13 protein-coding genes are annotated in these 14156 nt (G+C 67.7%); 2 read left to right on the forward strand and 11 right to left on the reverse strand.

Annotated features, from left to right (window positions below; all coding sequences use genetic code 11):
- Positions 1 to 18: 18 nt before the first annotated feature.
- The 11 genes from ACNA0R_RS02805 to ACNA0R_RS02855 form a co-directional block, all read right to left on the reverse strand.
- Complete coding sequence (locus ACNA0R_RS02805) at positions 19 to 1356, reverse strand: amidase (RefSeq protein WP_415824362.1); 1338 nt, start codon at positions 1354 to 1356, stop codon at positions 19 to 21.
- A 23-nt stretch (positions 1357 to 1379) separates the two neighbouring features.
- Positions 1380 to 1589 (reverse strand): hypothetical protein, encoded by a 210-nt coding sequence (locus ACNA0R_RS02810; RefSeq protein ID WP_415824363.1) that lies wholly within the window; start codon positions 1587 to 1589, stop codon positions 1380 to 1382.
- A gap of 95 nt (positions 1590 to 1684) precedes the next feature.
- Entirely contained in the window at positions 1685 to 3100 is a 1416-nt protein-coding gene (locus tag ACNA0R_RS02815) for an amidase (protein WP_415824364.1), read from the reverse strand.
- A 56-nt stretch (positions 3101 to 3156) separates the two neighbouring features.
- Positions 3157 to 4560: an amidase gene (locus tag ACNA0R_RS02820; RefSeq protein ID WP_415824365.1), complete on the reverse strand. Its 1404-nt coding sequence runs from the start codon at positions 4558 to 4560 to the stop codon at positions 3157 to 3159.
- Positions 4557 to 5570: an ABC transporter ATP-binding protein gene (locus ACNA0R_RS02825; RefSeq protein ID WP_415824366.1), complete on the reverse strand. Its 1014-nt coding sequence runs from the start codon at positions 5568 to 5570 to the stop codon at positions 4557 to 4559. Before ACNA0R_RS02825 ends, ACNA0R_RS02820 begins: the two co-directional genes overlap by 4 nt.
- A gap of 10 nt (positions 5571 to 5580) precedes the next feature.
- Positions 5581 to 6642 (reverse strand): ABC transporter ATP-binding protein, encoded by a 1062-nt coding sequence (locus ACNA0R_RS02830; protein ID WP_415824469.1) that lies wholly within the window; start codon positions 6640 to 6642, stop codon positions 5581 to 5583.
- A 130-nt stretch (positions 6643 to 6772) separates the two neighbouring features.
- The gene (locus tag ACNA0R_RS02835) at positions 6773 to 7675 is read right to left on the reverse strand and encodes an ABC transporter permease (protein ID WP_415824470.1); all 903 of its coding nucleotides are present in this window, start codon (positions 7673 to 7675) and stop codon (positions 6773 to 6775) included.
- Positions 7676 to 7693: 18 nt separating this feature from the next.
- Positions 7694 to 8617 carry an ABC transporter permease gene (locus tag ACNA0R_RS02840; RefSeq protein ID WP_415824367.1) on the reverse strand — a complete coding sequence of 308 codons (924 nt, stop codon included), beginning with the start codon at positions 8615 to 8617 and terminating at the stop codon, positions 7694 to 7696.
- Between the two features lie 10 nt (positions 8618 to 8627).
- Positions 8628 to 10232, reverse strand: a complete 1605-nt coding sequence (locus ACNA0R_RS02845) for an ABC transporter substrate-binding protein (RefSeq protein ID WP_415824368.1) — start codon at positions 10230 to 10232, stop codon at positions 8628 to 8630.
- Positions 10233 to 10302: 70 nt separating this feature from the next.
- The gene (locus ACNA0R_RS02850) at positions 10303 to 11730 is read right to left on the reverse strand and encodes an amidase (RefSeq protein ID WP_415824369.1); all 1428 of its coding nucleotides are present in this window, start codon (positions 11728 to 11730) and stop codon (positions 10303 to 10305) included.
- A gap of 105 nt (positions 11731 to 11835) precedes the next feature.
- Entirely contained in the window at positions 11836 to 12120 is a 285-nt protein-coding gene (locus ACNA0R_RS02855; RefSeq protein WP_415824370.1) for a hypothetical protein, read from the reverse strand.
- A gap of 318 nt (positions 12121 to 12438) precedes the next feature.
- On the opposite strand from ACNA0R_RS02855, the gene ACNA0R_RS02860 reads away from it, so the two are divergent.
- Both ACNA0R_RS02860 and ACNA0R_RS02865 read left to right on the forward strand, forming a co-directional pair.
- Positions 12439 to 13176: a TetR/AcrR family transcriptional regulator gene (locus ACNA0R_RS02860; RefSeq protein WP_415824371.1), complete on the forward strand. Its 738-nt coding sequence runs from the start codon at positions 12439 to 12441 to the stop codon at positions 13174 to 13176.
- A gap of 125 nt (positions 13177 to 13301) precedes the next feature.
- The gene (locus ACNA0R_RS02865) at positions 13302 to 14144 is read left to right on the forward strand and encodes a helix-turn-helix transcriptional regulator (RefSeq protein WP_415824372.1); all 843 of its coding nucleotides are present in this window, start codon (positions 13302 to 13304) and stop codon (positions 14142 to 14144) included.
- The last annotated feature ends 12 nt before the right edge of the window (positions 14145 to 14156 follow it).

The raw sequence follows: 14156 nt of genomic DNA on the forward strand, positions 1-14156 counted from the left end.
CCGCCGGGGACCCGAGGATCATCCCAGGCTGATCGGATCGAGGCGGCCGCCGGCATGGATGGCCGGCGCGCACGCCGCGGCGATGGCCAGCAGTTGAGCGTCGGAAAAACGCGGCCCGATCAGCTGGATGCCCAAGGGCAGCGAACGCTCGCTCTTGCCTACCGGGATGCCGACGCAAGGGACGTGCAGCAAAGTCCACATCGAGTTGAAGGCGGGATTGCCGGTGTCCTGCAAGCCTTCCGGCGCTTCGCCCGGCGAGGGCGGTGTCATCAGGACGTCGAACTGGCCGCCGCGGCCGCCGCTGCCGGCGGCGAACAGCGTATCGAATTCCGCCCGGCAGCGCGCGGCCAGGTCATATGCGTCGGTCAATTGCGCGGGCGTGATCTCGCGCTGGTTCTCCACCATGTCGCGGAAGTCCTGGTGCAGCAGGTGATGGCGGCCCAGATAATCCGGCAGGAAAGCGGCGCGGCCCTCGCCGCGCATGACGATCTGCTGCGCGGCATCCAGTCCGTCGAACGGGGCGGACAGGTCGAACTCCGTTACCTTCGCGCCCGCGGCCTCCAGGCGCTTGCCGGCTTCCATGAGCGCGGCCCGGCCCCAGGCGTCGGCCGCTTCCCAGTTGGGGCCGCGGCACAGGGCCACCCGCAGGCCGCGCAGCGACGGCGCCTGGGCGCCGTCCAGGCCGGGCAGCCGGAACGCGCCGCCCACCAATTTCAGGTCGGCGACCGAGCGGCCGTACCAGCCTATGGTGTCCAGCGTGTGCGAGTACATCTTGGCGCCTTCCCGGCTGACGATGCCGTGCGTGGGCTTGATGCCGTAGATCCCGTTGAACGCGGCGGGGCGTATGTGGGAGCCGCCGGTTTGCGTGCCGAAGGCCAGCTGCACCTGGCGATCGCCGACCGCCGCCCCGGAGCCCGAGGACGAGCCGCCCGGCGTGTGCGCCAGGTTGTGCGAATTGCGGCTGGCGGCACGGCGTCCGCCGGACGCGAATTCCACCGTGTCGGTCTTGCCGACGACCAGCGCGCCGCTATGGCGCACCACCGCCACGCAGGCGGCGTCCTGGCCAGGACGGTGGTTCACGTAGAGCGGGGAGTTGTGCTGGGTGGGCATGTCGAAGGTATCGATCACGTCCTTGACGCCGAAGGTCAGGCCATGCAGCGGGCTGCGCGGCGCGGTCTTGTCCAGCTCGCGCGCATTGCGCAGGACCAGATCGGGATCGACGTGGCTCCACGCGCGGATCACAGGCTCGCGCATGGCGATGTAGTCCAGCGTGGAGCGGGCCAGTTCCTCCACGGAGAGCTTGCGGTCGGCAATCAGCGCCGACGCTTCGGAGGCGGTCAATTCATAGGGCTGCATGGCGTATCCTCGATGGGAGATGGTTAGCGCGGCGTGGGCGTCGGCATGGCGAAGACCAGGGCAGGCTCGTTGTCCTTCACCGGTTGGCGCGGTATGGCCAGTCCGGTACGGGTGACGTTGGCGGACAGTTCGTGCATGCGGGCAAGCATCGGCGCCGGCAGCGTCAGGCCATAGCGCCGGCAGTGCGCGGCGATGTCGTCGGCGCTCCAGGCTGGGGTGGAATCTAGAGGCATCACAAGCTCCAGGTGACTGGCGTGGAAAGGGCTGAACGGGGAGTGGGAAACAGCAGGCAGAAAGCAGAAAGCAGGAAACAGGACACCGTGGCGGATCAGGACAGCGGGCGCCGCGCGCGCCAGTCGGTTTCGCGCTCGTAGGCGCGTGCCACCCGCAACACGGTCGCTTCGTCGAACCAGCGCCCGACGACCTGCGCGTTGGTGGGCAGGCCGCCCGCATCGAAACCGGTGCAGATCGTCATGGCGGGATGGCCGGACGCGTTGAAAGGCGGACAGGCGTTCTCGCTGGTGAACGTGCGCACGATGTCGTTATCCGCGAAGGGCGGCGCCACGTGGTAGGCGCAGGGCGCGATCACGGCATCGACCGACTTCAGCATGGCATTGGTGGCCGCGGTCAACTCGCGCCGTCGCCGTTGCGCCGCCAGATAGTCGACCGCGCGCGTGGTATAGCCGGACATCAACTTGTCGCGCAGCGCGTAGCCCATGTCGGCGCCGCGCTCCTGCAGGTCGCGTTCATGGATGGTGAGCGACTCGCTCCAGTTGATGACCGACGTCACCGCGCGGTAGTCCGAGACCGGGGCGGGCAGCACCACGTCGACCAGGCGGGCGCCTTGCGCTTGTAAGACCCGCGCCATGTCCTCCAAGCCCGCGCGGTTGGCCGGATCGACCAGGCCGGTCTCGCTACCCAGGTCGCGCAGCACGCCTATGGTCAGGCCGCGCACGCCATCCTCCAGCGCTACCAGGTAATCGGCCACCGGCACATTGGCGCTGCCGGGGTCGCGCGCATCATGGCCCGCCACGGCGCGCAGCATGATCGCGCTGTCCTCCACCGTCCAGGTCAGCGGCCCGGGCGTGTCCATGGAGTAGCAGTTGGGCAGGATGCCGTGCCGGCTGATGCGGCCATAGGTCGGCTTCATGCCCTGCAAACCGCAGGCCGCCGCTGGTAGCCGTACCGATCCGGTGGTGTCGGATCCCATGGCCACCATGGCGGTGCCGGCGGCCACCGCCGCGCCGGAACCGGTGGACGATCCGCCGGTGAAGTGGTCGAGATTCCAGGGGTTGCGCGCGGGTTCGAAGGGTAGATCGAAGTAGACGCCGCCGTTGCCGGTGCCGTATTCCCAGGTATTGAGCTTGCCCAGCAACACCGCGCCCGCGTCGGCCAGTTTCTCCACCACCGCGGCATCGTGGCCGGGCACGAAATCCAGCAGCAGGCGCGAACCGCCGCAGGTACGCACGCCGCGGGTGTAGTAGTTGTCCTTCACCGCGTAAGGGATGCCGTGCAGCGGGCCGCGCCAACGGCCCGCCATGATGTCGGCCTCGGCCTGGCGCGCGCTGGCCCGCGCGCTGTCCGCGGTCAGCAGCAGGTAGCTGTGCACCCGGTCGTCGACCGCTTCGATGCGGCCGAGGAAGGCGTCGAGCAGCTCGACCGGCGACAGCTCGCGGGCTTGCAGCAGGCGCGCGGCTTCGCCCGCGGATAGGTGAAAGAGCGCGTGGTCCAGGGTGAGGGGCATGGTCTTCCCGTGGCGAGGGCTGGTGGGTAGGTGCGATGAGCGGATTGCGGACGGCGTCAGAGCCCGGGCCGCCGTGCGCGCCAGGCCGTGTCCCGCTCGTAGGCCCGGGCCACCTGGAATACCGTGGCTTCATCGAACCAGCGGCCGACGATCTGCGCATTCGTCGGCAGGCCCGCGGCATCGAAGCCGGTGCACACGGCCATCGCCGGATGCCCGGACATATTGAAGGGCGGGCAGGCGGTGTCGGTGGTGTAGGCGATAACGCGGTCGGGATCGGCGTAGGGCGGCGCCGTATGGAAGGCGCAGGGCAGCACCAGGGCGTCGACGCTGCGCAGCAGCGCGTCTGTCGCCGCGGCCAGTTCGCGCCGGCGGCGCTGGGCGGCCAGGTAGTCGACGGCGCGGGTCATGAAGCCGTTCATCATCTTGTCGCGCAGGGCCTGTCCCATGTCGGCCGCCCGCGTCATGAAATCCTGCTCGTGGATGGACAGCGATTCGGTCCAGTTGATGACGGAGCTGGCCTGGCGGTAGTCCGTCACGCTGGCCGGCAGGCACACATCGACCAGCGTCGCGCCTTGCGCGGCCAGCACGCGGCCCAGGTCCTCGATGCCCTGCCAGTTGGCCGCGTCCACCCGTTCGCCTTCGGCGCCCAGGTCGCGCACGACGCCGATGCGCAACCCGCGCACCCCGCGTTCGAGGCCCGCCAGGTAATCCGGCACCGGTACGTCCACGCTGCCCGGGTCGCGCGCATCATGGCCGGCCATGGCGCGCAGCGCGATGGCGCTGTCTTCCACCGTCCAGGTCAGAGGGCCCGGCACGTCCAGGGTGTAGCAGTTGGGCAGGATGCCATGGCGGCTGACGCGGCCATAGGTCGGCTTCATGCCTTGCAGGCCGCAGGCGGCCGCCGGCAGGCGCACCGATCCGCCGGTGTCCGAACCCAGCGCGAACATGGCGGTCCCGGCCGCCACCGAAGCCCCGGCGCCGGTCGATGAACCGCCGGTGAAATGGTCCAGGTTCCAGGGATTGCGCGCCGGTTCGAAGGGCAGGTCGAAATGCACGGCGCCGGTGCCGGTGCCGTACTCCCACGTGTTCAGCTTGCCCAGCAGGATGGCGCCGGCATCGCGCAGGCTCTCGATGGCCGCGGCGTCATAATCGGGCACGAAGTCCAGCAACAGCCGCGAGCCGGCGCACGTGCGCACGCCGCGGGTGTAGTAGTTGTCCTTCACCGCGTAAGGGATGCCGTGCAGCGGACCGCGCCAACGGCCCGCCATGATGTCGGCCTCGGCCTGGCGCGCGCTGGCCCGCGCGCTGTCGGCGGTGACCAGCAGATAGCTGTGCACGCGGGCGTCGACGGCTTCGATGCGCGCCAGGAAGTCTTCCAGCAGTTCGACCGGCGACAGCTTGCGCGCTTGCAGCAGGCGGGCGGCTTCGCCTACGGACAGGTGATAACGCTCGGCGCTCATGCGGAATGTTCCTGGAGTAGGGTGATCTGCGAGGGCGGCAGGATGCAGCGCGCCGCGTGGCCGTGGCCTTCGCGTCCGGACAGTGGCGGCATGGCGCTGTCGCACGCGCTCTGGCGCACGCCGCAGCGCGGCGCGAAGCAGCAGCCGGGCGGCAATGCCGCCAGGTCCGGCGGCGCGCCCGGGATGGGAGCGAGGTCTTCGCCGCACTGGCCGCCATGGACGGTAGAGCGCAGCAGGCCCTGGGTATAAGGATGGGCGGGACGGTCCATGATGTCCGTGATGGCGCCGGTCTCGACGAAGCGGCCGGCATACATCACGGCTACCTTGTCGGCCACTTCGCAGGCCACGCCCAGATCGTGCGTGACGAAGATGGTCGCCATGCCCAGCTCGCGCTGCAGCTCGCGCATCAGCAGCAGCACCTGGATCTGTACCGTGGCATCGAGCGCGGTGGTCGGCTCGTCGGCCAGCAACAGCTTGGGGCGGCAGGACAGGGCCAGGGCGATCATGGCGCGTTGGCGCAATCCGCCCGACAGTTCGTGCGGATACGCGGCCAGGCGCCGCGCCGCCGAAGGAATCTGCACCAGCTCCAGCAGATCGAGCGCGCGGCGCATGGCGGCGCGGCGATCGCAGCCGTCGTGGCGCCGCACGGTTTCGGCGATCTGCTGGCCGATGGTGTACACGGGGTCCAGCGCGGTAAGCGGCTCCTGGAAGATCATCGAAATCAGGGATCCGCGGATGTCCGGCAGTTTCCTGCGCGGCAGGTCGAGGATGTCGGTGCCGTCCACGCGCACCTGGCCGCCCAGTTGCGCGCTGTCGGGCAATAGCCGCATCAGCGCGCGCATGGTCACGCTTTTGCCCGAGCCGGATTCGCCCAGCAGGCACAGCACTTCGCCCTGGTTCAGCGAAAAACTGACGCCGTTGACGACGGGCAGGTTCATGTCGCGGTTGGAGAAGCGCACGGTCAGGTCCTGCACCTGGACCAGGGCTGCATGGGAGCTCGGCTCTGTCATGGCGGTCTCCTCAGGCCTGCAGGCGCAGCAGGCGGGTAGTGGTGACGGTGCTGGCGCCATCGGCGGTGCGCGAGGTGGCCGCGCCGCCCGGGGCCAGGCTGTCGGCGGCCGCCAGCGGAAAATGGCAGGCGGTCAGGTGGGCGTCGTGGTCCGGCGCCGCCGCCAGCATGGGGGCTTCAGTGGCGCAGCGTTCCCGCGCCCGGGGACAACGGGTGCGGAAGCGGCAGCCCGAAGGCGGGTTGATCGGATTGGGCGGATCGCCGGACAGCGGCGGCTGGGCGACGCGTTTGCGCGGATCCATCGAGGGCCGCGATGACAGCAGCGCGGCGGTATAGGGGTGGCGGGTCGCGCCGTAGATGCGCTCCACCGGTCCCGATTCCACGACCTGGCCCAGGTACATCACCATCACGCGGTCGCTGATGTACTGCACCACGTTCAGGTCGTGCGAGATGAAGATGTACGTCAGGCCGAGGTCGCGCTTCAGCTCGCGCAACAGGTTCAGCACCTGCGCTTCGACCGACTTGTCCAGCGCCGACACCGACTCGTCGAGAATCAGCACGCGCGGCCCCATGGCCAGCGCGCGGGCGATGTTCACGCGCTGCCGCTGGCCGCCGGAGAGTTCATGCGGATAGCGCTGGGCGTGGCTTTCCGGGTCCAGTCCCACCATGCGCAGCAGGGTCAGCGCGCGGGCCAAAGCCTGCGCGCGCGGCATGCCGCTCACGGCGGGTCCGAAGGCGATGCTGTCGGCCAGCGTCAGGCGCGGATTGAGCGAGGCATAGCTGTCCTGGAACACCATCTGCATATTGCGGCGCAGATCGCGCACGCTGATGCCGCGTACATCGGACACCTCTTCGCCGTCGAAAATCACCGAGCCGGCATCCGGTTCGATCAGGCGCATCAAGAGGCGGGCGGTGGTGGACTTGCCGCAACCCGATTCGCCGACGATGCCCAGGGTTTCCCCCTTGGCCACGTCGAAGCTGACGCCATCGACGGCGCGTACGACGCTGCGCGGGCCGCGCAATGTCGTGCGGCCGATGTCGTAGTGCTTCCGCAAATCCTTGACGATCAACATCGGCTGGGCCGGCCCGCCCCGATCGCGCGGATCGGGGCCACTGTCGCGGTCCAGCAGCCGCAGCGCGTCGCTGTCGCGAGCGGCCTTGGGTCGGTCCTGCTTCCTGGCGCGCAATAGCATGTGACGCTCCTTATCCGTTCTTGATGTCCATGGCGCCGCGCAGGCCGTCGCTCATCAGGTTGAAGCACATCGACGTCACGAAAATCATGATGCCGGGCAGGATGGCGGTCATCGGCGCGACATAGATGGCCTGGCGCAAGGTGTTCAGCATCAGGCCCCATTCCGCGTTGGGCGGGCTGACACCCAGGCCCAGGAAGCTCAGGCCCGAGGCGATCACGATGCTGACGCTGATCAGGCTGGACGCGTAGACCAGGATGGGACCGATGACGTTGGCCAGCACATGGCCCTGCACGATGCGCCAGGCCGACGCGCCGGTGGCGCGCGCGGCCTCGACGAAGTCCTGCTCGCGTATCTGGGTGGTGACGCTTTCGGCGATGCGGGCGATGGGGGGTATGAAGACCAGCGTCAGCGAGACGATGCTATTGAGCAGGCCGGCGCCCAGCGCGCCGGAAATGGCCACCGCCAGCAGCACCGAGGGGAAAGCGTAGAAGACATCGATCAGGCGCATGATGACCATGTTCCAGCGGCCGCCCAGGAATCCCGCGATGATGCCCAGCCCCCCGCCGATCAGCGTGGCCAGCACCACCGGCACGAAGCCGGTGAACAGCGACAGCCGCGCGCCGAAGATCAGCCGCGCCAGCATGTCGCGTCCCAGTTCGTCGGTGCCGAGCAGGTGGCCCTGATAGCCGGGCGGCTTGAGGCGCCGGATCATGCTCATCTTGAAAGGATCGTCCAGCCCCAGCCAGGGGGCGGCGATGGCGACGCCGATGATCAGCAGCAGGATGGCGGCGCAGCCCAGCGTCAGCGGATCGCGCGACAGCCGGCGCCGGACGGTGTGCCAATAGCCGCGGCTCGGCCGGCGGAATGCCGCGGCCGGCGTGATGGTGGCGGCGGTGGACGGTACGGTCTGCATGCGCATGGAAGTCTCCCGTCAGGCGCGCTTGACGCGCGGATCGACGAGCATCTGCAGCACGTCGACGAACAGGTTGGTGAAGACGAACAGCATCGCCAGCACCAGGATGGTCCCTTGCAGGATGGGCAGGTCGCGCGTGAAGATCGCCGCGTTCAACAGGAAGCCGGTGCCGGGCCAGGAGAACACGGTCTCCACCAGGATGGAGCCGCCCAGCATCTGCGCGAACTGCAGGCCCATCACCGCCATGACGGTGGGCGCCACGTTCTTGGCGACGTGCAGGAAGACCCGCGGGCCGCGCAGGCCCTTGGCATACAGCGTCTGCACGAATTCCTGGCGGCGGATCTCGCTGACCGACGCCCGCACCGAACGCGCGATGATGCCCATGGGAATGACGGCCAGCGTCACGGCCGGCAGGATCAGGTGCGCCAGGTCCGGGTTGCCCATGCCGGTGGCCGGCAGCCAGCGCAGTTCCACCGAAAACAACACGATCAGCACCATGCCCAGCCAATAGTGCGGCAGGGATACGCCGGTCACGGCCACCGCCGTCACGGCGCGGTCCACGCCGCGCCGCCGCGTGTAGCCGGCCAGCGCGCCCAGCGTGCATCCCCCGACGAAAGCCAGGAAGATGCTCGCCGCCGCCAGCAGCATGGAGTTGGCGATGGCCGGCCCGATCTCCGCCGCGACCGGCCGGCCGGACTTGATCGACATGCCGAGGTCGCCGTGCGTCACGCGGCCCAGCCAGATCAGGTATTGCACGGGCAGGGGCTTGTCGAAGCCATAGGCGGCCTTGATTTCCTGGACCACCGAGGCCGATGCGTTCTCCGGCAATACCGCGCTGATGGGATCGCCGGGGGCGAGATGCACAAGGGCGAAGCAGACCAGGGTGACGCCCAGCGCGATGGGCAGGGTATAGGCCAGGCGGCGCAGGAAGTATCTGAGCATGGCGGGATCCTTACTGCAGGTAGACGGGCGTCAGGTCCTGGAACCAGCTTTGCGCCTGTACGAATCCCTTGACGTTGGGCGCTAGGGCGCGCGGGTTCAGGTCGTGCACCACCCAGATCCACATGGCCTGGTCGACGATGCGGGCATGCAGCTTGGCCAGGATGGCGTCCTGCTTGGCGGGGTCGAATTCCACCTTGGCCTGGGCCGCCAGTTCATCGGCTTCCTTGTCGCTGAAGCCGCCCCAGTTGTAGCCGGCCGGCGGCTTCATCTTGGACCACGACGTACCGATCAGGCCGATGTCCGGATCCCAATAGCCGAAGCTGTTGTTGATGCCGTATACGCCCTTGTTTTCCGGGGCGTCGGAACCGGCGCGCCGGCGCGCGCGCAGCGCCTCCCATTCGAGCACTTCCAGTTCGACGTCGAAGCCGACCGCCTTGAGGTTTTCCTGGACGAATTCGTTCATGGGCAGGGGCTGCATCTGTCCCGAACCCGAGGTCGAGATGGCGAACTTGACGTGCAGCGGATGCTCGGGGCTATAGCCGGCTTCCTTCATCAACCTGCGCGCCTCGTCCGGGTCGTAGCGGATCTTGAAGGTCGGCTTGCCGAACCACGGATGCTTGGGATCGACCATGCCTTCGGACGGTATGGCGGTGCCGCCGAGGAACTCCACCAGGCCCTTGCGGTCGATGGCCAGGTTGGCGGCCTTGCGGATGCGGATGTCGCGGAAGGGCGAGCCTTCCGAATAGCTCAATTGATAGGGCCAGTTATGCGGATAGATGTTGGTGACGATCTGCATGCCCGCTTCTTTCAGGCGCGGCAAGGTGTCGGGCGGCGGCGCCTCGACCCAGTCCACTTGCTTGGACAGCAGGGCGGCAACGCGGGTATTGGGATCCGGCATCATCAACAGCACCAGGCGATCCGATTTCGGCACGCGCTTCGGGTCCCAGTAATTCGGATTGCGCACGAGTTCCGCGCGTTCGCGCGGTACCAGCTTGTCCAGCTTCCAGGGGCCGGTACCGGACGGCGTCATGGCGAACTTGTTCCAGTCGCCGCCGACCTCCTTCCAGCGGGCCGGACTGGACATGGCGACGTCGGCGATCAGGAAGGGGAACACGGCATCGGCCGACTTGGTGGTGATTTCGACGGTCATCGGATCGATGACCCGGTAGGACGCGATGTTCAGCACGTATTGGCTGGCCTGCGTGGCCTGGGCCTGGTCGAACTGCGGCGAATCGCGCTTGAGCAGCTTGTCCAGGTTCCAGACGACGGCGTCGGCGGTGAAGGTGGAACCGTCGTGGAACTTGACGTTGGGGCGCAGCTTGAAAGTCCACTTGGTGTGCGTGGCGTCATCCACCGACCAGCTCTCGGCCAGGGCGGGGCGCAGCTTGGCGGCGACGTCCGAACGCGACAAGTCCCAATTGATGAGGCCGTCGTACAAGGTGAAGCCGATGAATCGCATGCCTTCGCCGCCCTGGCTGGCCTGGCCAGTGGTCAAGGGCACGTCGGACAAGGTGGTGGCGACGCGCAGCACCGATTCCGCGCGTGCGCCGGCGGTAGGCAGGACCAGGGCAAGCGCGGCGGCCATGAAGGGAGCCGCAAGTTTTTTCAGGAGCAAGATAATTCTCCGAAGCGAAACACGGGTTGACGATGGGCCCGGCACGGACCGGGCGTAGCGGATGCAGCGTTTAAACGAGCGCCGCGGCGGACTGCGCGGCCAGGCTGGCGATGTCGGGACGGCGCTGGCGCCAGGGCGTGGCTTTTTCATAGGCGTCCCCGACGCGCAGCACCGTGGCTTCGTCGAACAGCCGGCCCGCCAGTTGCAGCGAATAAGGCATGCCGTCGTCGTCGTAGCCATTGCAGATGGACAAGGCCGGATTGCCGGCGGAATTGAACGGCGTGGTGTAGTTCGGCGCCGCGAACATCCAGTGCGGCGAAGTCGGTTCGAGCTTGCCGGCCGGTTCGGCGCAGGGCGCGGCCAGCAGGTCCACCGTCTGGTAGACCGCCTGCATGGCCGCCGCCAGCCGCGTCCGCATGCGCATCGCCTGGATGTAGTCCTCGGCGCGCAGCACCGCGCCGCAGATGATGCGATAGCGCAGGCTCGCGCCGAACAGTTCGGGCCGCGTACGAAGATCCGCTTCGTGGATGGCGTACAGCTCACCCATGGCGATGACGCGTTTCGCGTCGTTGTATTCGAGCAGGGAAGGCAGGGTCACCGGCCGCAGCGTCGCGCCCAGGCCGCGCAGGACTTCCAGCGCGGCTTCGAACGCGCGCCTGTTGCCCGGCGACAGCGGCACTTCTTCATCCATCCAATGCCAGGGCACGCCTATCACCAGGCCGCCCGCATCGCCATTGAGCGCCGCGTGATAGTCCGGCACCGGCAGGTCGACGCTGGCGGGATCGCGCGGATCGTGGCCGGCCACGATCCCGAGCAGGATGGCCAGGTCTTCGGTGGTCCAGGCCATGGGGCCGGCATGATCGTGGCTGAAGGAATTGGGCAGTACGCCGACGCGGCTGACGCGGCCATAGGTGGGCTTGATGCCGGCAATGCCGCAAGCGGCGGCCGGCATGCGGATGGAGCCGCCCGTGTCGGTGCCCATCGTGGCCAGGCAAAGCCCGGCGGCGATGGCCGCGCCCGAACCCGACGAGGAGCCGGCGGGATGGCGCCCGGTGTTCCAGGGATTGTGCGCGGGCGGGGCCGCCACATCCCAGGAGGGGCCGCCGTGCGCGAATTCCCAAGTGGTGGTCTTGCCCAGGAGCACGCCGCCCGCGCCGGCCAGCGCCGTCTGGGCATGGCAATCATGCGCGGGAACGTTATCGGCCAGCAGGCGCGATTGTCCGGTGGTGCGCACGCCCGCGGTTTCGTAGACATCCTTGAGCGTATAGGGGATGCCGTGCAGCGCGCTGCGCGGTCCGTCGCGCATGATCTGCGCTTCGGCCAGGCGCGCCTCGGCCCGCGCCCGTTCGGGCGTGGGCGTGATGAGGCTGTGCAGGGCGCCGTCGACGTCGTCCGCCCGCTTGAGACAGGCCTCGGTCAGTTCGACGGGAGACAGGGCCTTGGTCGCGATGAGCCGGCTGGCTTCAGCCAAGGATAGAAAAGTCGGATCCGTGTGCATGCGAGAACCTTCGCGCTGACGCGCTTCGTGTTGCCTTGCCCAGGACGGTGCGTATCGCGCGGACGGGCCGCGGACCGACAGCGCGACGTTCAATAGGCGCGGGATTCAGGCCGCCTGGTCGAAGGCCTTGGCGACGAAGATATGCGCGGGTTCATCGGCCCGCGCATTGCCGCGGCATATGCGTCCCAGCATCGGACCGACGTAGCGGTAAGCGTCGACGAGCTCCGCCAGATGGTCAGGCGCGAGCGCCAGGCCGGCATGGGCCGCCAGCACGGCCAAGGTCAGTTCGGGAGAGGCAGCGTCGCCGGCGCTGGCTTTTGCTGCGGCCGCACAAGTGGCGGGCGAGCGGGATGGACCCGCCGGGGGACGGGCATTGACTGAATCGGACACGGTAAGCCCCTTGATATGTCTGGGTCCATGCGCGTGCTGCAGGTGCACAAGTCCCTGTTTTCAACAACTTAACCTGTCATGCCGAGTTAAACAGTTGTTTGATTCTAGGTAGGGTGATTTAGGCCGTCAATATGCAAATGCGGAAAATATGCTGCCTCATGGAAAGCCCTAGGCCCGCCGGTCTCTCTGTAGAAGCCTGTTCCATAAGGGTAAATACGAATGCTGCGCCGCAGTATGCGAGGTGCTTGTGGGCATGGCATCGAGCGGCTTAGAATCCGCACTTAAACAAATTAAAACAAATGATTAATCGAGGAAGACATGGCGGAAACTCACAGCGAGTCCGAATCGACGCTTGCGCTCACGGACGCGTCAGCGGCGGAGATGCCGGTGCCCGATCGCATCCTGCGGGCGGCGAAGGAATTGATCGCCCGAAAAGGTCCGGTGGCGACCACCGTGCGTGATATCTGCGATGCATCGGAAGTGAACGTGGCGGCTATCCACTACTACTACGGCTCGAAGGAAGCGCTGGTGAAGTCGGTGCTGCTGGCGGTGTTGGAGCCGGTGAATATCGAACGCCGCGTGCGCCTGGAAGAGGCGCGCCGGCAGTTCGGCGACGCGCCCATTCCGGTTCCGGTGTTATTGGAGGCCTTGTTGCGGCCGCTGGTCGCGTGCGAGCGCGCCGCCGATGGCGGGCGCCTGTTCGTGCGCATGGAAAACCATTTGCGCGCCGTGCCGGACAGCGACTACACCCTGTTCGTGTCCCGTCAGCTGGATAGCTATGCGCAGCTCTTCATCGATGCCCTGGCGGTCGCCTTGCCGCAGTTCAAACGCGCCGAATTGATCTGGCGCTATGAATTCGTGCGGGGTTCGGCCATGCACCTGTTGGCGAACTGCGATCCTTTGTCGCATAAATTCAGGGTGCTGGCCGGGGCCGGCCCCATGGTCGATCTGGAAGACAATGAATTGATCCTGCGGGAACTGCTGGTGAATGCCCTGTTGGGCCTGAGCGCTCCCGCGGCCTGGACCGACCGCGACATCCCCTCGCGCGAAGACTGACTTGCACGCGGGAGGATGCGCGGGAAAGCGCGCCAGGCCCCGTTCCGCCGGGAAAGCGATAGCGTGCCGTCCGCCGGGTAAGATATGCCCTCTCCATACAGGTACCTGCGCTCACTTATCCTGGTATGACGCCCGCCACGACCGCTCATCCCGCAACGTCCACCGAAGGCGCCACGCTGCGGCGCCGCACCCTGGGCGATTTCGTCCGCAACGCCCGGGCTCGCATCACGCCGCAGATGGCCGGCCTGCCCGCCGGCCTGCGCCGCCGCACGCCCGGCCTGCGGCGCGAAGAGGTCGCCCAGCTGTGCGGCATCAGCGTCACCTGGTACACCTGGATAGAGCAGGGCCGCGAAGTGTCCGTGTCGCCGGCCGTGTGGGCGCGTATCGCCAGCGTCCTGCAATTGGCCCGCGCCGAACGCGCCTATCTGTTCGAACTGGCGGAATGCGCCGATCCCCAGCACCCGCGCGACGAGCCGTCCGGCGTATCGGGCATCCTGGCGGCCTGTGTGGACGCCATCGACGCCCCCGCCTATGTACTGGACCGTACCTGGAACGTCATGGCGTACAACGAAGCCATGCGCGACCTGTTCGACAACTGGCCCGTCGTCGACCCGGCGCCCAACCTGCTGCGCTATATCTTCCTGGCCCCGGCGGCTCGCGAGCTGGTGGTGGACTGGGAACAGCGCGCGCGCCGCGCCGTCGCCGAGTTCCGCCACGACGCCGGCCCGCATCTGGACGAACAGGATGTGCGGGACCTGCTGGATCCGCTGCTGCGCGACAGCCCGGCTTTCGAACACTGGTGGACCCGCCATGCCGTCGTCGAACGTGAAGGCGGCTTGCGTGAGTTCCAGCACCCCCGGCTCGGGCTGCTGCGTTTCCAGCAGGTGACCTTCAGGCTGGCCACGCATGCCGACCTGAAGCTGATCATGCTGCTGGCCGAGCCCAGGGAATCGCCGTCGCCGGGCTAACCGCGGCGCGAT

The organism is Bordetella sputigena (assembly GCF_965137885.1).
GTDB classification, from domain to species: domain Bacteria; phylum Pseudomonadota; class Gammaproteobacteria; order Burkholderiales; family Burkholderiaceae_B; genus Bordetella_C; species Bordetella_C sputigena.